Genomic DNA, 25,380 nt, shown 5'->3' on the forward strand with positions numbered 1-25,380 from the left:
GCCCCCGTGCCGCGTCAGTCCGCCAGCGGCAGGTACACCCGGTTGCCCGAGGCCGCGAACTCCTCGGACTTGTCGGCCATGCCCCGCTCGATCGCCTCGACGGTGTCCAGGCCGTTCTCCTCGGCGTACCTGCGCACGTCCTGGGAGATCTTCATCGAGCAGAACTTCGGCCCGCACATGGAGCAGAAGTGCGCGGTCTTGGCCGGTTCGGCGGGCAGCGTCTCGTCGTGGAAGGACTGCGCCGTCTCCGGGTCCAGCGACAGGTGGAACTGGTCCTGCCAGCGGAACTCGAACCGCGCCTTGGACAGCTCGTCGTCCCACTCCTGCGCCCGGGGGTGGCCCTTGGCCAGGTCGGCGGCGTGCGCGGCGAGCTTGTAGGTGACCACACCGGTCTTGACGTCGTCCCGGTTGGGCAGGCCCAGGTGCTCCTTCGGGGTGACGTAGCACAGCATCGCCGTGCCGTGCCAGCCGATCTGGGCGGCGCCGATGGCGGAGGTGATGTGGTCGTAGCCGGGGGCGATGTCGGTGGCCAGGGGGCCGAGCGTGTAGAACGGCGCCTCGCCGCACAGCTCCTCCTCCAGGCGCACGTTCTCCGCGATCTTGTGCATCGGCACGTGGCCCGGTCCCTCGATCATCACCTGCACGTCGTGCGCGCGGGCGATGTGGGTGAGCTCGCCCAGGGTGCGCAGCTCGGCGAACTGGGCCTCGTCGTTGGCGTCGGCGATCGAGCCGGGCCGCAGACCGTCACCGAGGGAGAAGGTGATGTCGTACTCGCGCAGGATCTCGCAGAGTTCCTCGTAGTGGGTGTAGAGGAAGCTCTCCTTGTGGTGGGCCAGGCACCACGCGGCCATGATCGAACCGCCGCGCGAGACGATCCCGGTGACGCGCCGGGCCGCCAGCGGCACGTAGCGCAGCAGCACGCCGGCGTGGACGGTCATGTAGTCGACGCCCTGCTCGGCCTGCTCGATGATGGTCTCGCGGTAGATCTCCCAGCTCAGCTTGGTGGGGTCGCCGTTGACCTTCTCCAGGGCCTGGTAGATGGGGACCGTGCCGATCGGGACCGGCGAGTTGCGCAGGATCCGTTCGCGGGTCTCGTGGATGCGCCTGCCGGTCGACAGGTCCATCACGGTGTCGGCGCCCCAGCGGGTGGCCCACACCATCTTCTCGACCTCCTCGGGCACGGAGGAGGTGACCGCGGAGTTGCCGATGTTGGCGTTGATCTTCACCAGGAAGTTCTTGCCGATGATGGTCGGCTCGGACTCCGGGTGCCTGCGGTTGACGGGGATGACCGCGCGCCCGATCGCTATCTCCTGGCGCACGAACTCGGGGTCCATGTGCTCGCGGGCGGCCACGAACCGCATCTCGGGGGTGATGATCCCGGCCTTGGCGTAGGCCAGCTGGGTGACCGCTCCGTCGACGGGCTCGCGGGCGTCGATCCACTCCTGCCGCGTGCCGGGCAGGCCCCGGTGGACGTCGATGTCGGCGGTGGAGTCGGTGTACGGACCTGACGTGTCGTACAGGTCGAAGTGGCTGCCGTTGCTCAGTTCCACCCGGCGCTGCGGGACGCGGAGCGTGAAACCGGCGGGGTCGTCGATCTCACGGTAGACCTTCCGTGATCCCATGATGGGACCCGTGGTCACCTGGTGCTCGTCGGCGGTGGAACTCGTGGCGCGGCTGTCCGTAGCCGTCATGGCATGCCTCCCTACGTCGGAATTACCCGAACAGGTTCTGCGGTCGGCGACACCGTTGAGCCGCCCTCTCAGCCCGCCATGGCGCGAGCTCCCGCGGTATTCACATGTGCGCACGTCGGGGATGGGATGAGTGACGTGCGTGCGCCCCGTACGGGGCGCGTGGCCGTGTGGCCTCGCACACCATACACAGAGGTCCCCGGGCCGTGTCCAGCCGCCCCCGGGTCAGAAAAGTGTGTCCGGCGCGTCATCCTCCGTGGCGGACACGGGGGTGAGGAGTTCGGGGCCGTTGTTCTTGATGCTGTTGACGTCGGTGGAGACCTCGTCGATCGCGAACCGGTCGACCGGCGTCCCGGCCATGACGTGGGCGAGGTCGTCCGCGCCGGAGTCGGGGTCGAGCCAGGTCGCCCAGTCCCGCCGGGGGACGATGACGGGCATGCGGTCGTGGATGTGGGCGAGTCCGGGCGCGGCCTCGGTGGTGATGACCGCGCAGGTCCACAGCCAGGCGGCGGGGTCGTTCTCGTCGGCCTCCGGGTCGCGCCAGCGTTCGAAGATCCCGGCCAGGGCCAGCGGCTCGCGGTCGTCGTAGTGGACGGCGAACGGCTTCTTGGCGGATCGGGCCTTGCGCTTGCGGTGCTGGGGGTCGGTCGCGGGCGAGGTGCCCGCCTCGGCGCGGCCGTCGGCCCCGATGAGCTGCCACTCGTAGTAGGCGTCGGCGGGCAGCAGGCACCTGCGGCGGCGGAAGGCCGCGCGGAAGGCGGGCTTGTCGGCGACGGTCTCGCCGCGGGCGTTGATCATCCGGTAGCCGACGTTGCGGTCCTTGGCCCACGACGGGACCAGCCCCCAGCGCAGGGTGCGCAGGTGGCGCGGCCCGGCGGGCTCGTCGTCGGCCTCGGCGCCGCGCGGCGGCGGGCCGAGCACGGCGTACACCGGCTTGCCCGGGGAGACGTTGTAGTCCGGCGGCAGGTCGTGCAGCGGGGGCCACGCCCGGGGGTCGGCCTCCTCGGCGATCGTCTCCTCGGGGAGGTCGAAGGCGAGCTGGAGCTGGTGCACGTTCCGGGACTGGGCATAGCGACCGCACATGCGCACGATCCTACGGCCTGTCCCGCGCCTCCCCGAGGCCGCCGACCCGGTCACCGTGTTCGTCCAGGTCGCGCCTGCGTCGATGGGCGGTCTCGCGGGTCCGCCACGCCTGGACGAGACCGGCCAGCACCGCCAGACCGCCCAGGGGCACGAGGATCCAGGGCGCCCAGGTGTCGAGGGCGGTGAGCAGGAAGGCCCGGACGCGCGCCTGTTCGGCGAGGGTGGTCACCTGCCCCTCGGACAGGGTGAGCTCGGCCGACAGCAGCCCGACCTCGCCGCCCCCTCCGCGCGGGCGGAGGCGCTCGGCGCGGGTCTCCTGGGCGTTGACGACCAGGCCGCTGACGGGCTCGACCCAGTAGGTGCGGGTGATCTCCACCCAGCGCGCCGCCGTGACGGTGCCCTCGGCGTCGGCCGTGAACAGCGCCGCGGGCACCGACCGGGCGGAGTCGGGAACCTGGGTGGCGTCGATCGTCTGGACGTAGCGGCGGACGGGGATCCCGGCGACCTGGTCGGCGCCGTCGTACTCCAGGAGCGGGGCCGAGCGGACCTCGGCGTCGTAGTGGGTGACGTCCTCGGCGGGGGCGCCCGCGGGCCAGTGGAGGACGAGCCCGGCCTGCCGGATGGCCCGGTCGCCGTTGACGTGCTCGCCGCAGCAGTTGACGGCGCGGCCGGTCACGCGGTCGACGATGACGCGGCGGCTCCAGTGGTCGATCATCCGCTCGGGGGTCGAGACGTCCACGGACATCTCCCACGCCGACCAGTCGCCGCCGTGCGGGGTGGCGTCGATCCGGGTGACCCGCCGGACCTCGACGCCCTGCCGCAACGACCAGGTGGCCGCGTCGAGGTAGGCGGCGTCCTCGTCGACCATCCGGAGTTCGAACTCGGCGGATGCGGGCAGGAGTGCGACGCGGTCGTGCACGTAGAGGGGCAGGAGGGCGGCCAGCGTCAGCAGGAAGGCGCCCAGGGCGACGAGGAAGGTCCCCCGGGACGCCTCAACCGGTGCGCTCATGTGCGGGCCTCCTCGACGTCGGCGTCCGGCGCGGGCGCGGATCCGTTCCCGTGCCCGTTGGCGGCGGCCGTCCCGGCCGGGTACGCGGGCTGGTCGAACGGCACGGCGCGACGCCCTTCGGCGGCCCGGCCCCGGGCCGTGACGGGCTCGGGGCCGTCCTCCCCGCGCTGGCCGAGCGCGAGGACGAGCCGGGTCAGGGCGGGCAGGCACAGCGCCTGGGCGACCCAGCCGCGCAGCGCTCCCCCGAACACCTCCGTGACGTCGTGGAAGGGCATGTACAGCGCGAGGTGCGTGCCGACGGCCATCGCCACCCCGGCCAGGGCGAGCGAGACCGCGACCGTCCACGGACCGGCCAGGTGGGGCAGCGCGCGCCCGCCGAGCGACGGCCGCCCCGGCCGGGCGTGCCGCAGCCCCTTGGGCGCCCGTCGGCCGAGCCACCAGACGCACAGCAGGATCACCCCGACCACGGCGGCTCCGGCCGCGCCCGCCACCCACACGCCGTAGGCCAGGCCGAGGGGCAGGACCGCCCACCGACTCAGCCAGCCGGGTCCGGCGGCGGGCAGCGGGCGTCCGCCGCGTCCCGTCGATCCGGCCGCGCGCGCGAGCGGGCCCGCGAGCCTGGCGGGCACGAGCCGCCGGGGCCACACCGCCAGGACCACCAGGAGCCCGGCCAGCCCGGCGCCGACCGCGAGCGTGGCCTGGTAGGAGGTGTCGGGCACATAGGTCAGCGTCACCGTGCCCCGGCTGCCCGCCGGGAGCACCCAGCCCTGCTTCCAGCCCTCCAGCCGGACCGGCTCCAGCGTCCCCTCGGTGCCGGACAGGGTCGCCTCCCAGCCCTCGTTGAAGTTCTCGTTGACGACGAGCAGGCTCTCCTCGTCGACGGAGACGTCGAAGCGGCGCTCACCCGGTCCCCACGCGTGCACCCGCTCGACCTCGGCCGTCTCGACCGGCTCCCGGTCGGCCAGGGACGTGTCCCCCTCGACCAGGGCCGAACGCACGTCGTAGCGGTTGCCCGGGTCGACGACGATCCGGTTCTCCCCCTCGGCCAGGTCGAGGTCGGTGCAGCTCTCGTAGCGCAGCGGACGCCCGGTGAGCTGGTCGGCGAGCGTGCCCTCGGTGATCCGGGTCTCCACGCGCCGCCCGTTGACGCGCAGCATGGGGCCCAGGCCGCAGGCGGTGGCGGCGTCGCCCTCGGGCAGCGGGTCCACCGGGTCGACTCCGGGCAGCGTGATGGTGCCGATCTCCAGGTCCTGGCCCTCGGGACGCTCGAAGGTCACGCGCAGCGAGTCGGCGGTGAGCTCGGCGAAGTCGACCCGGCCGCTGCCGTCCAGCCAGCCCTCGCGCACGGTGTCGCCGCCCTCGACGGTGACCCGGATCGGCCGGAGCACGCTGTCGGCGCGGGGGAAGGACACCTCCAGGTGGTCGAGTGCCGTCGGCTCGCCGAGCTCGATGTCGAGCCAGGGGTGCTTCTCCTCCGGGTCCGGGTACCAGACGGTGGAATCGTCGTCGTCGAGCGTGCCCCGGCCCATCGCGGCGGGGTGCTCCACGGCGGTGGAGGAGGCGGTCACGCGCGGGTGGCCGCCGGCGCGGTTGGCGGCGTTCTCCGCCTCGCGCGGGTCAGTGAGCACCACCTCGCCGGACACCCGGTGCGCGCCCGCCGCCGAGGCGGCCGACAGCTCGAACGTCCGGTCCAGGCGGCTGGCGTCCTCGCCCTGGACCTCCAACCGGGAGTTGCACACCCACACGTGCGAGCCCTCCATGCACCCGGGCGCGGTGCCGGTGGAGCCGGTGAACAGCAGGGTGTCGGCGTCGGCGGGCCCCGGCACGCGCAGGGTGCGGGCGGCCTCCAGCCCCGGCAGGGACAGGGAGGTGATGCCCACGCGGGTGCCGAACCGGTACTCCGGCTCCCAGGCCAGCTCGTCCACGCGCACGCGCAGGGTCGAGGTCCGGCCGGGCGGGGTCATGAGCTCCTGGGGCTCGCCGGTCTCGGCGACGGGCACCTCCGTCTCGCCGGTGTCGGTGATCACGGTGACCCGGGAGGGCGGCGGCTCCCCGGGCAGCTGGTCGAAGGCGACGGTGAGCCCGCTGACGTCGCGGGGTTCGGTGAACTCGACCTCCAGCCACTGGCCGAGCGCCCCGGTGAAGGCGCTGGACCGCCACGCGGTGGTGAGGTCGTCGTCGAGGGCGGCGTGCGGCGCGTGGCCGGGGTCGCGGTCGGAGCCGCGCGCCCCGGCGCCGCTCTCGGAGGAGGAGGCGCCGACCGAGGCGACGCCCAGGTCCTCGGCGTGGGCGACGTAGGGCTCCCACGCCGGGTCGAGGATGTCGGGTGCGGGGACGTCGCGTTCGGGTTCGGCGTCCTCGGTCAGGGTGGCCGAGACGTTGCGCCGCACGTCCGGGTAGACGACCTCGCGGCGGCGCGCGGAGTCGGTGACGACGGTGTCCTCGGCGTCGATCGCGTCCGCGCCCGGGTCGTCGCCGAGCACGACCGGGCGGTCGTCGTTGATCAGGCCCTGTTCGGCCAGGTGGAGGAGGGACTCGGGGCCGCCGGTGACGCGGACGGTCGCGTCGGCGGGCACGGTGCCGACCGTGGGCGCGGCGTCGGCGACCTCGTAGATCGTCAGGGCCGGGTAGGGCTGGTCGAACCAGCGCGCGGCGGGCTGGTGGTCGAGCGAGCCGATGACCGGGCCGAACTCGGCGGCCTGGCTGATCCCCGGCGAGTCGGCCAGGGCCTGGTGGACGCGCGCGGGCCAGCCGCCGTTGTTGGCGGCGCGCTGGAGGTCGTTGCGGACGATGAGGTGGGTGACGCCCATGCGGGCGAGGGTGTCGGCGAGCCCGGCCGAGCCGCGTCCGGACGAGACCCGCTGGTCGATCTCCTGGGTGAGGCGGGAGACGCCCGCCGAGCCCCACGGGATGATCTGGTGGTTGGTCCAGGCGCCGGTGAGCAGCGGCTGCATCGGTTCGTCCAGCGGGCGGCCCCACTCGTACTCGCCTCGGGCGGAGCCGGGCAGGGCCATCGTCATGCCGCGTTCGTCGGCCCGCTCGTTCAGCCAGTCGGCGGCCTCGCGCCAGTGTTCGGGCAGCGACTCGTACCCGCCGCGCGGGGCGATGCCGACCGTGGCGATCGGCAGGAGCGTGGCCAGGAAGACGGCGGCGCTCGCGCCCGCGACGGCGCGGCGGACCCGGGGCGCGGCGGCGGCCCCGCGGCGTTCGGCGCGGTCGCGGGCCACGACCACGGGCAGGTGGGCCAGGCCGAGGACGAGCGGCAGGCGGATCAGCGCGTCGAACTTGTGGACGTTGCGGAACGGCGCGAGCGGGCCGTCGAGCAGCTCCCGCATGAGCGGGGCGAAGGGGCCGGTGAGGTCGCCGGTGAAGCCCGCGACGATGATCGCCGTCCCGGTGAGGACGCAGGCGATGAGGAAGAGCCGTTCGGGGGTGCGGCGGTTGATGAGTCCGGCCAGCCCGAGCCCGGCCACCACGGCGGTGAGCGCGATCAGCCAGGGGGTGGTCGACAGCGCGGCCCCCGACGGCAGCGCGGTGTTGCCCTGGTCGGGGAGGAAGCCCATCCAGTTCGAGGTGCCGCGCACGGCGTTGAGCAGGGACGTCACGCCCGTGGTGACGGCCGCGTCCTCGGTGTAGGGCATGAACGAGAACACGTACCGCGACATCAGCAGCAGCGGTGCGACGTACCAGAACGACGCGAGCACGAGCGCGCCCGTCCACCAGGCCATGAGCCGCCGCGTGCGTGGGCCGCGCGCCCGGGTGACCAGGTAGAGGCCGGGCACGATGAGGACTGCCAGTTCCGAGGCGGCGTTGGTGCCGCCGCACAGCAGGAACGCGAGTCCGGACAGCAGTGCGGCGCGGGCCGGGGAGAGCCTGCCCTGGGCGCCCAGCACCAGCGGCAGCAGGATCCACGGCATGAGCAGCATGGGCTGGAGCTCGGCCGAGTTGTAGGAGAGCAGGGTCAGCACGCGCGGTGCGAGGGCGTAGGCGACCCCGGCGAGGATGCGGGTGTTGACCGTGCCCAGACCGAGCGCGCCGGCGACCTTGTACACGCCCAGGAAGGCGGCGACGAGCAGGACCGCCATCCACAGCCGCTGGGTCATCCAGTCGGGGGTGCCCAGGGTGTCGAAGAGCAGGTGGAAGGGGCCGTTCGGGAAGAAGTACCCGTAGGCCTGGTTCTGGATCTGCCCGAAGTAGGAGGCGTCCCACAGGTGCAGGGCGCGCTCCAGGAACCCCGAGGGGTTGGCCGTCAGGTCGAGCTTGGTGTCGCTGACGATCCTGCCGGGGTCGATGCTGGCCGCCACCGCGCCCAAGAGCAGACACACCGTGAGGACCTTGAGCCGCGAGAGCAGCGTGTGGTCCAACGATCCGCCGGGGGCGGACGGTGTTCTGGAATCCTCCGGTTCGCGCCTGGCGGTGGATTCCGCCGAAGTCAATTCCCTGCTTCCCTCTCGGTCCCGTCGCCCGCGGGGTCCTCGGCCAGGCCGAGTTCGGCGGCGACGAGACGGGTCATCCGTGCGCCGCTGGCCTCCCAGGTGAACTGCGCGGCCCACGCGCGGCAGGCCCGGCGGACCTCCTCGGCGCGTCGGGGGTCGGACAGCTCCTTGAGCGCCCGGGAGACCACGTCGGTCAGGTCCTCGCCCTCGCGCACCAGCCAGCCGGTCTCGCCGTCCCGGACCGAATCGCGAAGTCCGTCCACATCGTAGGCCACGGTGGGGATCCCGAGCCTGGCCGCCTCGATGACGGTCAGGCCCCAGCCCTCGAACCGGGAGGCGGTGACGTGCAGGTCGCAGGCGGCCAGAACGGCGTTCTTGTCCGCTTCGGGGAGGAAGCCGTGCAGGTGGACGCGGTCGTGGAGGCCGTCGCGCTCGACCTGCTCGGCCAGGTGCTCGCCCTCGGGGCCGCGGCCGACGATGTGCACGCTCAGCTCGGGGTACGCGTCGTGGAGCGCGGTGGCCAGGTCGACGACGCGGGAGACGCGCTTTTGGACGACGAGTCGGCCCAGGCTCACGACGGCGGGGCGCGTGGGGTCGAAGGCGGACGCCCGCCCGGGGTCGCGCGGGTCCTCGGGGGCGGGGAGTCCGCCGTTGTGGACGACCTCGATCGGCGCGCGCCAGCCGAGCTTGTCGCGCATGGCGGCGCGGGAGGACTCGGAGACGGTCACCGTGGTGCAGCGGCGGTAGACGCGCGAGGCGACGGCCGACTCCATGAAGCGTCCGAACCAGGCGAGCGGGGCGGGGAAGTAGGCGTTGAACTGGAGGTCGTGGACGTGGTGGACGACGCTGACCACTCTGGTGCGGCGGCGCAGGACGAGACGGGAGAGGAAGGGGATCCCGTTCATGCAGTCGAAGGCCAGGTGGTACTCGCGCCGCCACAGGGCCAGCCAGGCCATGACGCGGGGGTAGACGGTGAAGCGGCCGCCCATGCGGCGGATGACGATGCCGTCGCGGGTCTCCACGCGGGCCTGGTGGGGTTCGCGGCTGGTGAGGAAGGTGACGATGGCGCCGCGTTCGGCCAGGTGGCGGCTGATCCGCCAGGCGTACTCCTCGGCGCCGCCCGCCGTGGACTGCCAGGGGTCGCGCCAGTTGATCATCACCAGGCGCACGCCGTCCAGGCGCGGGCCGAGGTCGGGCTGCGTGGTGGGCTCCGTCGGGGAGGCGGCGGGTCCGGCGGCCGCCGCCGGGGCCGTCGCGACAGCGGGGAGGGGCCGCCTGGGCACGCCGGGTCCCACCCTGTGGTGGGCCTTCTCGATGACCACACGTTCTCCTTCCGCGCGGTGTCCGGCCGGAGCGCCGCGTCGAACACTCACGGTGTCGACGCGTGTTCGCTGGGCGATCACGGGAGGGAAGGGCATGCCGACCAAGCCCGTCGACCGGACGTCAGGTGGGGTGGCCGGGACCGACCCGGCCGGGGAGTGCGGGGAGTGGGACACCCCGCTGGGAACGGGGCGCCCCGAGCCTCTCCGACGGCGACGACCTAGCGGTCGCCGTAGTTGTAGAGGGTTTCGTTCACCGGTTCCGCGGTCGCGGTCGACTCGGTGGCGACGTTGGTGGCCACCACGGTGGCCCCGCCCGCCAGAGCCGCGCCGATCACGCAGGCGGCGATTACCTTGATCACTTGGGGATCTCCTTCCGCGCGCCCGGCCTCGCTCTGAAACCGGAACGCTGGAGAACGAGACTAGAACCTGATCTAGCTACAGACCAGACGATTGCCCCAACTGTAACTAACCCCCCGGTAACTTCCAACCCCGATCCGTCAGCTTTATCGGGTTTTACGTGCTGATCGTCGACCCGGTACAGGGCCGCCCCAGCCCCCTCGACCACCGGGGACAGCCCCTCGGCCTGCAACAAGAACGCGTTATCGATAGGAGCGGAGACCATCACGTACCGCACGCCGAGCCCGCCGAGGACCCCGGCCACGTCGTCGACGCGGGGCAGCCCGGTCCCGGGGTCGATCTCCAGGGCCGCGGCGGCCTCGCGCGCCCGGGCGTCCTCTCCGGTCACCACGACCGTGCCGCCGTCCGCGGTCCCGACCCGCAGGTCGTCGTTCCACAGGGTGCGCCGGTCGAAGAGCTTGGTCGCCGGATCCAGGACGACCACCCGCTCCCCCGCCCAGTCCAGCCCCCGGTAGGCGCTCCAGGGCAGCACGAGGACCGCCCCCGGACTCGCGTCAGCGGCCACCGCCCGCCGGGCCTCGATCCACTCCCGGGGGTAGTCCACCGGCACGAGCCGACCGCCCGCGCCCCACACCAGTCCCGGCAGCACCACGAGCGGCAGGAGCGCCAGGAACACCGCGGCCCCCAACCGCCATATGGACCGATCCGCCGTCCTGGGGGACTCCTGCGACCGACCAGGCCCAGGCACCGCACGATCATCAGAATTCACAGGGGTCTCGCGCGGCACAGTGTTCCCACCGCGCACAACGGGTCCCGGACGACCGGTCGGCGCCTCCGATCGGGGCCGGGCCAGCCACCACAGGGCGGCCCCGAACCCCAGTGCCTGGACCAGCGCGAGGGGGGCCACGTAGAGCTGGCCGTCGCGCAGCGGGCCGAAACCGGGCCAGAGTCCGATCAGCCACTCCAGCACCGCCTGGCCCGCCCCGGTGGTGCCGAGCAGGGCGATCGCGAAGCCGAGCACCGCGGCGGCCGACAGCCCGGCCCCGAACGCCGGTCTCATCCGGCGCAGCCACCACACCCATCCCGTGAGCGCCACCAGGCACAGTGCCAGGCGCAGGGACGCCGTCACCGGCTCGCCGTAGCCCACCGGTACGGCGCCGGAGTTCCACACGCCGCCCAGGAGCAGCAGCGACCCGGCCGCGCCGAAGGGCGTGTCGGGCCTCGCGGCGAACGCCGACACGCCCGCCGGATCGGTCCCCGCCCCGCTGGCCAGCGAAGGCAGCAGCCACGGCAGCGAGACCAGGACCAGGGCGAGGAGGACGAGGGCCGTGGTGACGGCTCGGCCGCGCCGGGCGAGCGCCACGGGACCGGCGGTGAGCGCGGTGAGGACCACCGAGGAGAATCCGCCCACGGCGGCGGGGATCAGGGAGCACAGGAGTCCGGCGAACCCGGTGGCGCGCCGGGTCGACCCCAGACGCACCACGGCGCCCACGACCCACGGGAGGCCCGCGTATCCCAGCAGCATCGCCCACTGGCCGAGCAGGAGGCGTTCGGCGACGAAGGGGTTCCAGACGTACGCGATCCCCGCCGCCGCCGACGCCACGCGCACGGCGGCCGGGACACCGGATCCGCCACGGGTCTCAGGCTCCCCACGAGGGCCAGCCGGTTCACCCGGGTACCCCGAGCCACCGGAAGCACCCGGCGCACCCGAACCACCGGGATCGCTCCCCCGTGCGCTCGGCGCGCCTCCCCTGTCGGGACCGGCACCCTCGGGCCCCTCCTGGTCCCCGCCTCGCCCCAACGACCCCCACAGCAGCCGGGCCGCCCCCGCCGCCCCCACGGTGAACACGGCCAACAGCGCCACCGCCTGCACCACGTCCCCCGGCACGAACGCCGACAGCGCGGCGACGACGGCATCGCTCGGGATCGCCCGCGGAAAGCCGTCGGCGCCGCGCAGGACGGTCGTCAGCGACGGGTCGGGGACGAAGACCATGTCGTAGCGCAGCACGTACCCGCGCCCCAGCGCCGGGCCCAGCGCCACGACACCGGCGAGCACGCCCACCGCCCACGGCAGCAGCCGATCGAACCAGCGCACCGGACTCACCCGCCCCGCAGCTCGACGGCCCCGGAGTAACCGCCCGCCACGTAGTCCCGGTGCGACCGCACCACGACCTCGTAGGGCCCGTCCACGGTCACCGTCCAGCGCGGCTCCGACCCCGTCGGCCCCTGGGGGTACCACCCCTGGCCGCTGTCGGGCCCCCGGTCGTCGACCGGAGCGCACTCCGTCGCCTGGGGCGGCGGAGGCGTCGTCGGTCCCGGGTCGGGGATCGGCTCAGGAGTCGGCTCGGGATCCGTGGTCGGCTCGGGTTCCGGCGTCGGGGTCGGCGTGGCCCTCGGCACGGGATCCGGCTCGCTCGGCGCCGGGGCGTCGTCGTCCGGTCGCCCCGACGGCTCCTCCCCGTCGTCCCCGTACCCGGGCGACCGGGAGTCGTCGCTCGGCGAGCAGGCCAGCGCGCGCACCCACACCTCGTAGTGCGTGGCGTCCCCGACCGCGTCCCACCGCACCGCCGCCCCGCCGTCGGCCACGCGCACACCGGTCGGGGCGGCGGGGGGATCGGAGTTCCACACCAGGCTCAGGGGCGCGGACCGCACACCTTCGTCCCGCCCCTTGTACTGGCGCACGACGAACTCGTACCGGGCCCCGCTCAACAGCGCCCCGATCAGCACCCGCCGGCGGTCCCCGTCCGTCTCGACCTCGGCGGGCAGCACGACCGCCTCGTCGGGGTCCGGGTCCACCCTGCGCTGGACCACCCGGTAGTCGGTCGCACCGCCCGCGGCGTCCCAGCTCAGCACCAGCCCCTCCGCCGACTCCTCGGCCTCCGGTTCGGGGGCGGTCCGCGGCCCGACCGCCACGCTCGGCAGCGGCCTCGGGTAGTCCTCCCCCACCCCGAGCGGCTCGGCGAGCGCGTCGGCGAACGCCGCGGCGATCCGCACCTCCCCCCTGGCGTTGGGATGCACGTCGTCCCAGTTGTCGCGGGTGGGCTCGTAGCCGGCGGCCACCCGGGCCACGACCACGGGCGAGGTCTCGGAGGTGAGCTGCTGGGCGAGGTCGACCACGCCCATGTTGAACCGCTCGATCTCCCGGTTGACCCTGGCGTCGTCCCCGGTCCCCGCGACGGCCGGGAGCTCCCCGACGACGAAGCGCACCTCCCCCAGCGCGACCCGCACGGTCGAGACGGTCCCGCCGACCCCCTCCAGGGCGTGGTCGGCGTTCCCACCGCCCAGGATGTCCTCCATCCCGGCCAGGAGCAGGAGGTACTGGGGTTCGTGCTCGGCCGCCACGCGGGCGATCTCGTCGGCGAGGTCGCGGGCCGTGGCGCCCCAGCGGGCCGCGTGGTCGGTGTCGAAGTCGGGGTCGGCGTACTCGCGGCCGCCGAACCCGCCGTCCGCGAGCCGGTACACGTCGTCGTGGGGCCCGACGAAGTCCGCGTCGACCCCGGACTCCCCCAGGTGGCGCCACAGGCGGTACCGCCAGGTGTGGTCCCCGCTGCTGCCCTGGGTCAGCGAGCCGCCCGCCACCATGATCCGGAGCCGCCCCTCGGGTGGACCGGGCACCTCCACGGGCCCTTCCTCGCCGCCCTGCGCCGCTCCCGCGCCGCCGGAGCCGGTCTGGAGGAGCAGGAGGGTGACGGCCATGGCGGCGAGCATGACGCCGAGCAGTCCGAGCGGTCCGGGTTCGAAGCGCGAGGGGCGTTCCCGCCACGACACGGGCAGGAGGCGGTCGAAGCGGTGGAGGGCGTGCGCGGCCCGGTCGACGAGGAAGCGCCAGCGGTCCGGCGCGCCGTCCGTGCCCCCGGCCTCCGGCTCGGCCTCACGCGCGTCCCTCTCGGGCTCGTCTGGGTCCTGCACCGTGCCCCATTCCTCGCTGCGGCGTCGTGCGGATGGATCCGGAACCGGTTCTCACCCACCACGGACGGTTCCCCCCTTCACGGCCGGTCACACGAGGACGGGGGGCTCTTCAACAGGGTAGTACGCCGATCGTGACCCGACCCTCCGAGAGAGCCCCTGGTGACGCACGGACTAGAACTTGTTATACATTGCGAGTCCGCACGTAGTCCCGACCGAAGGGCCCCGCCGTGATCGGACTCCTGGTCGCGCTGACGTCCGCCGTGGTCTACACCGTCGGCCTGTCCGTCGAACAGCGCGCCCTGCACGGATCGGAGTCGATCTCCGTCCACCGCCCGCTCCACCTGGCCCGCGTCCTGCTGGGCAACCCGCGCTGGGTGTTCGGCTGCGTGTTCGCCGCGCTGGGCAGCGTGGGCCTGATCGTGTCCCTGGGCCTGGCGCCGGTGTCGGTCGCCCAACCGGCCTTCGCGGCGGGCGTGGCGGCCACGCTCCTGGTCGCGACGCTGCTCACGGGTGAGCGCATCACCCGGGGCGAGTACGTCGCGCTCGGCGTCATGCCGGTGGCGCTCGGCCTGCTCACCCTGTCCATCGCCGACGGCGGTGAGACGGGCACCTCCGCGAACACCCCGGTCCTGGTCGCCGTCAGCCTGGTGACCGTGGTCGCGTGCGTGGCGGTGATGGGCGCCGTCGGACGCGGGGGCAGGTACGTGTCGGCCGCGGCGATGGGCGCGGCGGCGGGGCTGGCCCAGGGCAGCGCCGGGCTCCAGGGCAAGGGACTGGGCGGGCTGCTCGCCGAGCACGGCGTGGTGGCGGCCGTCCTGCCCGCACTGACCTCCCCGTTCCCCTACCTGTACGCGCTCGGCTGGGCGGTGGGGATCGTGCTGTTCCAGACCTCGTTGCAGCGCTCGCGCGCCTCGATCACCGCCCCCGTGTCGAACGTGGTCGGCAACGTGTTCATGGTCGTGGCGGGGACGATCCTCTTCGGCGAGAGCCTGCCCGAGGACCCCGTGACCCTGGCCCTGCGGATCGGCGGATTCACGCTGACCCTGGTCGTGGTCGTCCTGGTGCGCGGGAACGTGGCCAGCGCCGAGGCCGACACCAGCCGTCGTCGGGCCGCCGGTCCCGTCGCCCCGGCGGCGGGTCCGCACGCCCGCGGCTGAGCGGTCCGCACCGCGCCCGAACGACGTCGGCCGCACCTGAGCGGTCCGGGCCCGAAACGCGGCGATCCGGGCCGCGCCCCCGCGCGGCCCGGATCGGAGCCGAGGCCCAGAACCCGATCGGGCTCCGTGCTCAGGCGGCGACGGCCACGGCCTCACGCAGGCCGGGCGCGGCGACGTCGGCCCACGCCCGCACTACGCCGCCGGGCCGGTCGGTCTCGTCGGCGGACAGCACCAGGCCGGGCTCGGCCACCCAGGCGCCCAGGTCGGCGAGCAGGACGCGCAGGTCCTCCTCGATCCCGCGGCTGTTGCGCAGGTCCTCGACGACCGCCAGCGGCACCGCGACGGTGTGGCCCAGACCCAGCTCCGGCAGTCGGTCCAGGAAGACCTTGAGCAGGCCGGTGTAGGTGCCGTGCACCTGCGGGGAGGCGACTAGGAGGACGTCGCTCTCACGCACGCGCTCCAGGGCGGCGTCGACGGAGGCGGCGGAGTCGGTGAGCAGGTCGGGGCCGATCTCGGCGAGGTCGACCACGGCGGGGCGGGCGTCGACGCCCACGCGGGAGGAGATCTCGGCGGCCGCGTCCAGAGCGGCGGCGCGGACGGAGGAACGGGACTGCGGTGCGGCGACGAGCACGGTGATGCGGGTCATGCGGAACTCCTGGGTTCGGTCAGAGCCAGCCGGGTTCGACCGGAGGAAGCGTCAGAGGCGGTGTTCGTTGGTCGACACCGGAGGAGACGTCGTTCCCCTACCGACACCAGGCGCGGACGCCGTCGTCCGGGACGTGGTGTGCGGGCCTGGCAGGGGTGCTCGTCGGGCCGGGATACGGCCCGGGACCCAGAAGCTGGGAGAGCTGAGTGTCCGGTGTCTGCGAGGGCACGGAGGGCACGGGGTACACCCGTGGCGCGGGGCGCGGGCCCCGCTCAGCGCTAGCTACGACAGAGCGCGCTCGCCTGCTGTCGGAGATCGACGTGCAGGCGCTGGACAAGCAGCTCACCGGCGGACATGCACCCATGATGCGGCGCGCCGACCGCTATCGTCAATGCGTGTCGACCCTTCCGTCACCGCTCGGACACCCCGGATCAGGGCGTCCACGTCGTGGACAGACCGTCCCACGGATCAGGATTTCCCAGCTCCGCCGGGGATGCCGAACGCGGCGGGGGGCCGCCGGACCCCGTGCCGAACCGCGTCGGGAGCCCGGTGTAATTTGCGACACACAGGCCGCGTCCCGCCCTTTCGAGACCCAGAGAGAGCCCGAATGCACACCTCCCTCACGCTCACGCACGCGCGGGTCGTCACACCCGACGGCGTCCACGACGGCTGGCTGCGGGTCGAGGACGGCCGCGTGGCCGCACTCGGCACCGGTACGCCTCCGACCGGGCCGACCCGCGACGTCGGCGGGGGCTGGGTCGCCCCCGGTCTGGTCGACACCCACATCCACGGCGGCGCCGGACACGCGTTCCCCGACGCCGATCCGGAGGGGGCGCGGGAGATCGTCGCGTTCAACCGGGCGCGGGGCGTGACGTCGCTCGTGGGCGGGCTGGTGGCGGCCTCGCCGGAGGCCACCCTGCGCCAGGTGTCGGCGTTGGCGGAGCTGTGCGAGACGGGCGAGTTGGCGGGGATCTACCTGGAGGGCCCGTTCATCGCCCGGTCCAGGTGCGGGGCGCACGACCCGGAGCTGCTGCGCGACCCCGACACCTCCGAGTTCGACCGCTGGCTCAAGGCCGGACGGGGCCACGTCCGCATGATCACGGTGGCCCCCGAACTCCCGGGCGCGTTGGAGCTCATCCGGGCGGCGGTGTCCTCGGGTGTCGTGGCCGCCGTCGGCCACACCGAGGCCACCTATGAGCAGACCCTGGCCGCCTTCGACGCGGGAGCGACCGTCGCCACCCACCTGTACAACGCGATGCGGCCGCTGGGGCACCGCGACCCGGGTCCGATCGCCGCCTCGTTGCGCGACGAACGGGTGACGGTCGAGCTGATCACGGACAACGTGCACGTCCACCCGGGCGCGGCGCGGCTGGTGTTCGACGCCGCCGGGGCCGCACGGGTGTCGCTGGTGACGGACGCGATGTCGGCGACCGGCCTGGGCGACGGCGAGTACACCCTGGGCGACCTGCGCGTGCGGGTCAGCGGGGGCGAGGCCCGCCTGGTGGACACGGGCGCGATCGCCTCCAGCACCATCGTGCTGCCCCAGGCGGTGCGCAACACGGTGCGCGATCTCGGCGTGGGGGCGCCCGCGGCGGTGCGGTCGGCCTCCTCGGTCCCGGCGGCGGCGTTGGGGCTGGACGGCGTGGGCCGGATCGAGATCGGAGGCCACGCCGACCTCGTGCTCCTGTCCGAGGACCTGGCGGTCGAGGGGGTCATGTACCGGGGCCGGTGGACGGCCGACGGCGCGGCGTAGACGGGGGACGCCGCCTCGGACCCGCGGTCGCGACGTTTCGGTGACCGCCGAAACGTTCCGGCCGTAGGGTCTCGGCATGACGCCTCCACTCCACGTCCGCGACCACGCGGGGGTCCGCGCGGTCCTCGCCGACCCCCGGTTCGCGGTACCCGCCGTCCCGGAGGACCCCCGCCCCGTCGGCGGTCTGGGCTGGCTGCGGCGGACCACCGTCCGGTTCTCCGAGGGCGCCGACCACGACCGCCGCCGCGCGGTCGTCGAGGGTCTCCTCTCCCGTCTCGACCCCGCCGACCTGCGGGCGAGCGCCCGGACCCGCGCACGCGAGGTGCCCGCCGAGGCCGCCCCCTACGTTCCCGTCGAGGTCCTCGCCGTAGGCCTCGGTGTCCTTCCGGGTTCCCTCGCCCCGATCGTCCCGGCCACCCGCACGGTGGCGGCGGTCTACCTGGCGGGCGCGCCCGCCGACGCGACCGCCCCGGCCGACAACGCGGTGGGGACCCTGGTCGCCCTGCTGCCCGGCGGCGACCCGGAGGAGGTCGCCCAGCGCGTCGCGCTGCTCGTCCAGTCCTGTGAGGGAACCGCCGGGCTGATCCGCGGCGCACTGGCCATGGTCGACGAGTCCGGCCTCTCCGGCCCCGGCCTCCCCGCGACCGAGGTCCTCGTGGCCGAGGCGCTCCGGCTCACGTCCCCGGTCCCGGGAACCCGCCGTCGTGCCCTGCCCGGGGCCGTCCTCGCAGGTCGTCCGGTGGCGGAGGGCACCGAGGTCGTGCTCGACTTCGCCGCCGCCAACCGGGATCCGACCGTGTTCCCCGACCCCGACCGCCCCGCCCTCGACGACCCGACGCCCGGGCATCTCACCTTCGGGCACGGCCGCCGCCCCTGCCCCGCCTCGGCCAGTGCCACGGCACTGGCGTGCGGTGTGCTCGACGCCCTCCTGGAGGGCTAGCCGAACCCGGCCCTCCCGGGCCGACCGACCATCTACGGAGAACCGATGAACGCCTACGCGAAGTTCCGCGACCTGCACCGCACCGGCGCGCCCCTGGTGCTGCCCAACGCCTGGGACCACGCCTCGGCCGCCGCCCTGGTCACCGCCGGGTTCCGCGCCGTGGGGACGACCAGCCTCGGCGTCGCCTCGGCGGCCGGAAAGTCGGACGCCGAGGGCGACACCCGGGCGGAGACGGTGGCGCTCGCTCTCAGCCTGGCCCGTCTGGACGCGCTGGTCAGCGTGGACGTCGAGGGCGGGTTCAGCGAGGACCCCGACGAGGTGGCCGCGCTCGCCCGTGAACTCGTGGAGTCGGGGGTCGTCGGGGTCAACATCGAGGACGGGCGGCCCGACGGAGGGCTCGCCGACCCCGAACACCAGTGCGCCGTGATCCGCGCCGTCAAGCGGGCGGCGCCCGACCTGTTCGTCAACGCCCGGACCGACACGCACTGGCTGTCGGGGAACGAGGAGCGGACGACCGCGCGCGTGACCGCCTACCAGGAGGCCGGCGCCGACGGGGTGTTCGTCCCCGGGTTGCGCGACGAGGAGACGATCGCCGCGCTCGTCGACACCCTGGACGTGCCGCTCAACATCCTCCACTCCCCCGGCGGCCCGTCCCTGCGGACCCTCGCCGACCTGGGCGTGCGCCGCGTCAGCTGCGGATCGCTGCTGTTCAGGGCGGCCCTCCAGGCGACGGTGGCCACCGCCCTGGCCGTGGCCGAGGACCTGCCGGTGCGGGACGGCCTGCCCACGTACGCCGAGGCGGACGCGCTCGCCCGCGCCTTCGTGCAGGGCTGACGACTCCGCCGCCTCAGGCGGGTCCGGCATGAGCGCCTCGGGCTCGCCCGGGTAGGAACCAGGCGTGCGCACACCGATCGACGACCTCGGCCACCCGGTCCGCCTGCCGGACCGGGTGGAGACCGTGGTGTCGCTCGTCCCGTCCCTGACCGAGGCGATCGCCCGCACCGCGCCGGACCTGCTCGTCGCGGCCACCGTCTGGTGCACGCACCCCGCCGACCTCGCCGTCGAACGGGTCCGCGGCACCAAGAACCCGCACGTCCGGCGCATCGTCGAGCTGGCCCCGGACGTGGTGGTCGCCAACCGGGAGGAGAACCGGGAACGGCACGTGCTCGCCCTGCGCGAGGCGGGGGTCGCCGTGTGGGTGACCGACGTGCGCACGGTCGCGGGCGCGTTCGTCTCGCTGCGCCGCCTCCTCACCGAGGTCTGCGGGCCGCCCGCACCCGGCTGGCTGGCGGAGGCGGAGGCCGTGTGGGGCGCGCCCGCCCCGGAGCGGGGCCCGCGCGTGGCGGTCCCGATCTGGCGGAACCCCTGGATGGTCATCGGCGGCGACACCTTCTCCGGCGACGTCCTGGCCCGGCTCGGCGCGGTGAACGTGTTCGCCGACGCGGAGGGCCGCTACCCGAGGGTCACGCCGGACGCCATCGCGACGGCCGCGCCGGACCTCGTCGTCCTGCCCGACGAGCCCTACCGGTTCGGCCCCGACGACGGCCCCGAGGCCTTCCCCGACCTGCCGACGGTGTGCGTGGACGGCCGCGCCCTGACCTGGTACGGGCCCTCCATGATCGACGCCCGCGCCCGCCTCGCGGCCGCACTGCGGGGACGTTCCTGAGCGCGAAGTCGCGTGCTGCCGTGGACGGACTCTGGCCCGGGACAGTCCGCATCGCCAGAGTCAGAGTCGGAGAACTCCCACAAAGGACCCCGTTTGGTACTGTGGGCATTGCCCACACTGGGAAACAGAGGAGGCGACATGGAGCTCGTCAAGACTGGAAGCAGAGGCCGCGTCACCCTGGGTGAGAAGGTCGCCACGGAACCCTACTATGAGGTGACGAAGGACGAGGACGGCACCATCACCCTGCATCCCGTCAACATCACGCGCGCCAACGCCCAAGTATTCGAGGAAAGCAGCAACGCGATCGGCGCCCAGTTGACTCGCGAGGACATCACCGAGGCCGTCAACGACGCTCGGGGGGACCTGTGATCATCGTGGACGCCTCAGTCCTGGTCAATGCACTGACCAGCACGGAAGACGCGGGCCGCGCCGCACGGGAGCGATTGGGCCCCGAGGAACTGGCCGCGCCCTCTCTCGTCGACTGGGAGGTGGCTTCCGTTCTCCTATCTCTGTCGAAGGGCACTCGTGGAGGCAAACCCAAGCTCGCTCCCGGTGACCGTGACCGTGCCATGGAGTCCTACCGGCGGCTCACCATCGTCCGAAACGGCTTGCATCACCTGTGGCCCCGTATGCGCGAGCTGTCAGCCAACCTGAGCGGATACGACGCGGCCTATGTCGCGCTGGCCGAGGATCTCGGTGTCCCACTCATCACCGCCGACGAACGCGTCAAGCGCGGTGCACAGACGTCAGCCGACATCGAAGTCATCTGATTCAGACATCCTGAAACACGGACATGAAGCACGAAACGCCCCCGGCCTGTGGGTGCTCCCACTGGTCAGAGGCGTTCTCATGACGGTGTTCCCCGGGGGTCGCCCCCCAGAAAAAACGACGAGACGACCCCGCGAGCAAGCGCAGCTTGCGAGCGGAGCCGTCCCGTCGACGAGTGGAGGTGGCGGGAATCGAACCCGCGTCCTTCAGCACCGAGCCAGGGCTTCTCCGGGTGCAGTCCGCGATGCCGTTCTACTCGACCCCAGCGCTTGCACGGACACATCGCTGACAGGCCCAGCCACGAAGGTGTCCCACCCGGGCCCCGTGGCCTGATCCGGGTGGTAAGTCATCTAGCTGATGCCGCTACCTGGGCCGATGACGAGCTCAGGGCGACAGAGTCACTATCGCTTAGGCAGCGAGAGCGAACTCGGAGTGCTTCTTATTGGCACTTGAATTTACGCGAATGCAGGATTTGCGAGGTCACATACGCAACCCTCGACCCGCTTCCCCTGGAACGACTACCGAAGTCGAAACCGATCACCCCCTGTGCAGTTGTCAAAGCCCCCCGTCGCCGGGTGGCCGACACGCGAGCGACGCGCGCTCGCTGTGCTTCACTCTACCGGTACAACGACGCGGGTACCAAGCGGATTCCCGCCGGGTCCGCACCCTCCGGACAGGGAGAAACCCCCGCGGGCGCGGACGCAAGACAGGTCGACGCTGCCCGCGGGGGCGGTCGGCAGGGTCGGGCCGACCTTGGGAACCGACAGAGCCTCCCCCGAGATGAGGTCCTGTCTCCTTGGCTGAGCCGCCACCCCCTGTCGCGGCCCCAGTCATAGGGGAAGACGCGAACGGTCCTCCGGGGGGTTGCCCCGGAGGACCGTTCGCGTCGGATCGGTCCGGCCCGCTCGCGGGTCCGGTCAGAAGCCCGTCTGTCCCGTGGTCTCGCCCGTCGTGGCCGCGGTCGTGCCCGCGCCCTCGGTCCCGACGGCGCCCTGGCCGACTCCGCCCGTGCCGTCGGTCGGCGTGGTGGCGACGGGCTCGGGCGCGCCGTTGGCCAGGTAGTTCAGGAAGGACGCCGCCGAACTCACCGCGTGCTGGTTGACCAGGGTCACCGCCGGGTCCACCTCGGCCAGCACCGCGAAGGCCACGTCGCCCTGGTAGCCGACGAACCAGTGCAGCGCCGTCCCGTCCTGCTCGGTCCGGGCGGCCTGTCCGAGCACCTCCTCGCCGTACCCGTTCAGCAGCGACATCCGCTGGACGACCGCCTGGCGCATTCCCTCGCGGACCACCTCCACGTCGGCCTGGTCCAGCTCGGTCGGCGCGATCGGGGTGGGGCCCTCCTCACGGACCAGCGACGGCGCGTTCCAGGTCCCGTCGGCCACCGCCGCGGCGATGAGCGCCATGGACAGCGGGCTGACCCGCACGCCCTGGTCTCCGTTCATCGCCATGGCCAGGTCGGCCGCGCCGTCCCCGATGTCCATCCGACCGGGGTTGGCGGGCAGCGCCAACTGCCACTCCGTGTCCAGGCCCAGACGCCCGGCGGTGTCGGCGAGCGCCTCGGCGCCCACCTCCTCGCTCAGGTCCGCGAAGCCGACGGTGCACTGGAACGCCAGGTTGCGAGCCAGCGTCGGGTCCACCTGCAGCGCGCCGTTGTCCGGGTTGGTGAAGGTCTGCCCGCCGATCTCGGTCTGGTAGCCGCACGGCATCTCGGCCTCCGGCGTCACCGCGCCCGACTCCAGCGCGGCCAGGGCGGACACGATGGTGAACACGCCGCCGGGGGCGTAGGAACCGGTCAGGGCCGCGTCGTCGGTGGTGCCGCCGGTCCCGTCCGACTGCCGCGCCGCCGCCGCGAGCACGTCACCGCTGCCCACGTCGACCGCGACCAGGTACCCGTTGCCCGGCATGGTCTCCAGCGCGGCCTCCGCCGACCGCTGGATCCCGGCGTCGAGCGTGGTGGCGATCCCGCCGCTGAGGTCGCCCCGCCAGGACTCCAGGACGTCCGTGATCTGGCCGTCGGCGTCCAGGGAGACCACCTGCGTGGTGGCCGACCCCGCCAGCTCGTTCTGGAAGATGTTCTGGAGGCCGTTGAGGCCCACGGTGTCGCCCGCCTGGTACGGGCCGGGCACCCGGGACGACACCCGGTGCTCCGCCGTCCCGGCGACCTCGCCCAGCACGGCCGGGGCCACCGAGGGCGTCAGGTTGATCTCGACCGCCTGGGTGTCCGCTCCGGGGATCGCCGCGACCTGGCCGAGCAGGGCCTGGCCCACGTTGGCGTCACGCATCAGCACGAGCGGCTGGAACTGCTCGGGCGGCGCCGAGCGCACGCGGTCGAGCAGCGGGCCGGGGTCCTCGTCGAGGAGTTCGGCGAGTTCGGTGACGCCCGCCTCGGCGTCCTCCATCCGCCCCGGGTACACCCCGAAGGCGGTCACGCTCTCGGTCGTGACCAGGGCCTCGCCCTCGCGGTCGAGGATCTGGCCGCGTTCCTGGATCTCGTAGCTGACCGCCAGCCGCTCGCCCTCGCCCAGATCGGGGTGGACCACGGACGGCGACCAGGTGATCCGCCACCCGTCCGGGCCCCACTCCAGCGGCATACGGCCGGTGTAGTTCCAGGTGGGGTCGCCGATGCCGAGGTCGGCGGTGACGTCGAACTCGGCGGTCGCGGAGCCGTCCCCGCGCTCGATCTGCCCCAGGCCGAAGCTCAGGCTCGCCAGGTCCAACTGCTCGTGCACGTCGACCAGCGTGGCCGCCACCTCACCGGGGTCACCGGTGGTGTACGCGGCGGCCGTCTCGTGGTCCCCGTTCTGCCAGGCCAGAAGGAAGGAGCGGACGGCCACCTCGGGGCTGGGATTGGGTGTGCACGCGGCCAGGGTGAGGGCCATGACCACGCCGCTTCCGGCGGCCGCGACGCGGCCGAGGGGACGGGGGGACACCGTGTGTGTTCCTTTCGGGCGCCTCATCGACGGCGGCGAAGCGCGCGTTCCATGTCCCGCTTCGCTTCGCGCTCGGCGATGTCGTGGCGCTTGTCGTACTGACGCTTACCGCGGGCCAGAGCGATCTCGACCTTGGCCCGTCCGTCGCTGAAGTACAGCGACAGCGGCACCAGTGTGTGTCCGGGCTCACGGGTCTTGCCGATGAGCCGGGCGATCTCCGAGCGGTGCAGGAGTAGCTTACGGGATCGGCGGGCCGCGTGGTTGGTCCACGTCCCCTGGGAGTACTCGGGGATGTGGACGTTCTCCAGCCACACCTCACCGTTGTTGATGTGCGCGAACCCGTCGACGAGCGACGCCCGGCCCTCACGGAGTGACTTGACCTCGGTCCCGGTGAGCACCAGGCCCGCCTCGTAGGTCTCGTCGATGTGGTAGTCGTGCCGGGCACGCCGATTCTGCGCGATGGGCTTGCGACCGGTCTCCCGTGCCACAGTGGATTCCCTTCATACGGTCAGGGGGCACACGGCCCCCGTACCCCGCGCGCCCCCTTCCGACGACCGTCGGGTCAGATCTTCAGGTAGCGGCGCAGGGTGAGGAACGAGGTGATGGTGCACAGCAGCACACCGAGGATGATCGACACCCCGATGACGTAGAGCAGCGCGCCGGTGTCCAGCGCGATGTCGAACTGGAACCACTCCTCGATCTGGGTGAGCAGCGTGAACCGGGTGGCCACGATGAACCCGGACGCGATCAGACCGCCGATGAGACCGGCGATCGCGCCCTCCAGGAGGAACGGCAGCTGGATGTAGAAGTTCGACGCGCCGACCAGCCGCATGATGCCCGTCTCCCGGCGGCGGCTGTACGCGGACAGGCGGATCGTGTTGCCGATCAGCAGCGCCGCGGCGGCCAGCTGCACGCCCGCGACCACCAGCGCGGCCCACTTGAGGCCGTCGAGCAGGCCGAAGAAGTCCTCCAGCACGCTCTGGTCGTTGGAGACGCTGTCCACGCCCGGGGCGCCGGAGACCGCGTCGCGCACGGTGTCGTAGTGGTTCGGGTCGGTGAGCTGCACCCGGAAGTTGTCCGGGATGTCGCCCTCCTGGGCGGCGTTGGCGAGCGCCTCGTTCGTGGAGCCGATGCGCTGTTGGAAGTCCTCGAACGCCTCGGCGGCCGACATGTACTCGACGCTCTCGACCTGCGACATGCCCTCCAGGTCCGACTGGAGCTCGTTGCGCTCCTCCTCGGTGGCGGCGCCGTTCTCCCGGCAGGCCTCGGCCGGGGAGATGTCGTTGCACATGTACACGGTCAGCGTGATCCGCTGGTCCCAGAAGTTGCGCATCTCCGTCACCTGCTGGTTGACCAGCAGACCGCCACCGAACAGGGCGAGGGAGATGGCCACCGTCGTGATGACGGCGACCGTCATCGTCAGGTTACGGCGCAGGCCGATCCAGGTCTCGGAGAGAACGAATTGTGCTCGCATGATCTGTTACAGGTCCATCCTTGGAAGCTTCGCCGCGCCGGTGTCCTCGCAGCGGTGATCGGCGACCCGGCGGCGGGCGCGCCAGAGGTCAGTACGCCTGGCCGTAGACGCCGCGTGTCTGGTCACGCACCACGAGGCCCTCTTCCAGTTCGATGACGCGCTTGCGCATCGAGTCGACGATGGCGGCGTCGTGCGTCGCCATCACCACGGTGGTGCCCGTGCGGTTGATGCGGTCGAGCACC

The 25,380-nt window shown here is 73.1% G+C and carries 19 protein-coding genes, 1 other RNA gene, 1 pseudogene and 1 riboswitch; of the genes and pseudogenes, 7 read left to right on the forward strand and 14 right to left on the reverse strand.

The window, feature by feature from the left end; all coding sequences use genetic code 11:
* Positions 1-14: 14 nt before the first annotated feature.
* The 8 genes from thiC to AB0I72_RS18695 all read right to left on the reverse strand — a co-directional run bounded on the left by thiC (position 15) and on the right by AB0I72_RS18695 (position 13,603).
* Complete coding sequence (thiC, locus tag AB0I72_RS18660; RefSeq protein ID WP_358569900.1) at positions 15-1,691, reverse strand: phosphomethylpyrimidine synthase ThiC; 1,677 nt, start codon at positions 1,689-1,691, stop codon at positions 15-17.
* Positions 1,683-1,796: riboswitch (TPP riboswitch) on the reverse strand. Its footprint overlaps the gene before it by 9 nt.
* Positions 1,797-1,913: 117 nt before the next feature.
* Positions 1,914-2,771 (reverse strand): SOS response-associated peptidase, encoded by an 858-nt coding sequence (locus tag AB0I72_RS18665; protein WP_358569902.1) that lies wholly within the window; start codon positions 2,769-2,771, stop codon positions 1,914-1,916.
* Between the two features lie 10 nt (positions 2,772-2,781).
* The gene (locus AB0I72_RS18670) at positions 2,782-3,780 is read right to left on the reverse strand and encodes a DUF3068 domain-containing protein (protein WP_358569905.1); all 999 of its coding nucleotides are present in this window, start codon (positions 3,778-3,780) and stop codon (positions 2,782-2,784) included.
* On the reverse strand, positions 3,777-8,216 hold the full coding sequence (locus tag AB0I72_RS18675) for an alpha-(1->3)-arabinofuranosyltransferase (protein WP_358569908.1): 4,440 nt from the start codon (positions 8,214-8,216) through the stop codon (positions 3,777-3,779). The genes AB0I72_RS18670 and AB0I72_RS18675 overlap by 4 nt, the downstream gene beginning before the upstream one ends.
* The gene (locus tag AB0I72_RS18680) at positions 8,213-9,538 is read right to left on the reverse strand and encodes a glycosyltransferase family 4 protein (RefSeq protein ID WP_358569911.1); all 1,326 of its coding nucleotides are present in this window, start codon (positions 9,536-9,538) and stop codon (positions 8,213-8,215) included. Before AB0I72_RS18680 ends, AB0I72_RS18675 begins: the two co-directional genes overlap by 4 nt.
* Positions 9,539-9,756: 218 nt before the next feature.
* Positions 9,757-9,897 (reverse strand): hypothetical protein, encoded by a 141-nt coding sequence (locus AB0I72_RS18685; protein ID WP_358569914.1) that lies wholly within the window; start codon positions 9,895-9,897, stop codon positions 9,757-9,759.
* Complete coding sequence (locus AB0I72_RS18690; RefSeq protein WP_358569917.1) at positions 9,894-11,990, reverse strand: hypothetical protein; 2,097 nt, start codon at positions 11,988-11,990, stop codon at positions 9,894-9,896. The genes AB0I72_RS18685 and AB0I72_RS18690 overlap by 4 nt, the downstream gene beginning before the upstream one ends.
* A 5-nt stretch (positions 11,991-11,995) precedes the next feature.
* Complete coding sequence (locus tag AB0I72_RS18695; protein WP_358569987.1) at positions 11,996-13,603, reverse strand: GDSL-type esterase/lipase family protein; 1,608 nt, start codon at positions 13,601-13,603, stop codon at positions 11,996-11,998.
* A 428-nt stretch (positions 13,604-14,031) separates the two neighbouring features.
* Between AB0I72_RS18695 and AB0I72_RS18700 the strand changes: the two genes are divergently transcribed.
* Positions 14,032-14,961: a hypothetical protein gene (locus tag AB0I72_RS18700; protein WP_358569920.1), complete on the forward strand. Its 930-nt coding sequence runs from the start codon at positions 14,032-14,034 to the stop codon at positions 14,959-14,961.
* A gap of 130 nt (positions 14,962-15,091) precedes the next feature.
* On the opposite strand, the gene AB0I72_RS18705 is transcribed toward AB0I72_RS18700, so the two are convergent.
* Positions 15,092-15,607 carry an NAD(P)H-dependent oxidoreductase gene (locus AB0I72_RS18705; RefSeq protein ID WP_358569923.1) on the reverse strand — a complete coding sequence of 172 codons (516 nt, stop codon included), beginning with the start codon at positions 15,605-15,607 and terminating at the stop codon, positions 15,092-15,094.
* Positions 15,608-16,214: 607 nt separating this feature from the next.
* Here AB0I72_RS18705 and nagA point away from each other — a divergent pair.
* From nagA to AB0I72_RS18735, 6 genes are all read left to right on the forward strand, one after another.
* The gene (gene nagA, locus AB0I72_RS18710; RefSeq protein WP_358569926.1) at positions 16,215-17,360 is read left to right on the forward strand and encodes an N-acetylglucosamine-6-phosphate deacetylase; all 1,146 of its coding nucleotides are present in this window, start codon (positions 16,215-16,217) and stop codon (positions 17,358-17,360) included.
* Between the two features lie 76 nt (positions 17,361-17,436).
* A complete protein-coding gene (locus AB0I72_RS18715; protein ID WP_358569929.1) occupies positions 17,437-18,300 on the forward strand; it encodes a cytochrome P450 in 864 nt (287 codons plus the stop codon).
* Positions 18,301-18,345: 45 nt separating this feature from the next.
* Positions 18,346-19,134, forward strand: coding sequence for an isocitrate lyase/phosphoenolpyruvate mutase family protein (locus AB0I72_RS18720; protein ID WP_358569932.1), 789 nt, complete (start codon positions 18,346-18,348; stop codon positions 19,132-19,134).
* Positions 19,135-19,198: 64 nt separating this feature from the next.
* Positions 19,199-19,966 (forward strand): helical backbone metal receptor, encoded by a 768-nt coding sequence (locus AB0I72_RS18725; protein WP_358569935.1) that lies wholly within the window; start codon positions 19,199-19,201, stop codon positions 19,964-19,966.
* Between the two features lie 138 nt (positions 19,967-20,104).
* Complete coding sequence (locus AB0I72_RS18730) at positions 20,105-20,335, forward strand: hypothetical protein (protein WP_358569938.1); 231 nt, start codon at positions 20,105-20,107, stop codon at positions 20,333-20,335.
* Positions 20,332-20,736: a type II toxin-antitoxin system VapC family toxin gene (locus AB0I72_RS18735; protein ID WP_358569941.1), complete on the forward strand. Its 405-nt coding sequence runs from the start codon at positions 20,332-20,334 to the stop codon at positions 20,734-20,736. Before AB0I72_RS18730 ends, AB0I72_RS18735 begins: the two co-directional genes overlap by 4 nt.
* A 171-nt stretch (positions 20,737-20,907) precedes the next feature.
* Here AB0I72_RS18735 and ssrA read toward each other — a convergent pair.
* The 5 genes and pseudogenes from ssrA to AB0I72_RS18760 form a co-directional block, all read right to left on the reverse strand.
* Positions 20,908-21,279: a transfer-messenger RNA gene (gene ssrA, locus AB0I72_RS18740) on the reverse strand.
* Positions 21,280-21,651: 372 nt separating this feature from the next.
* Entirely contained in the window at positions 21,652-23,664 is a 2,013-nt protein-coding gene (locus AB0I72_RS18745) for a penicillin-binding transpeptidase domain-containing protein (RefSeq protein ID WP_358569944.1), read from the reverse strand.
* 23 nt (positions 23,665-23,687) lie between these two features.
* Positions 23,688-24,152, reverse strand: coding sequence for an SsrA-binding protein SmpB (smpB, locus tag AB0I72_RS18750; protein WP_358569947.1), 465 nt, complete (start codon positions 24,150-24,152; stop codon positions 23,688-23,690).
* Positions 24,153-24,226: 74 nt separating this feature from the next.
* Positions 24,227-25,138 carry a permease-like cell division protein FtsX gene (gene ftsX / locus AB0I72_RS18755; protein ID WP_358569949.1) on the reverse strand — a complete coding sequence of 304 codons (912 nt, stop codon included), beginning with the start codon at positions 25,136-25,138 and terminating at the stop codon, positions 24,227-24,229.
* An 88-nt stretch (positions 25,139-25,226) separates the two neighbouring features.
* Positions 25,227-25,380 (reverse strand): annotated as a pseudogene (locus tag AB0I72_RS18760) (cell division ATP-binding protein FtsE); the annotation flags it as partial.

The organism is Nocardiopsis sp. NPDC049922, assembly GCF_040660275.1.
Taxonomy (GTDB): Bacteria; Actinomycetota; Actinomycetes; order Streptosporangiales; family Streptosporangiaceae; genus Nocardiopsis.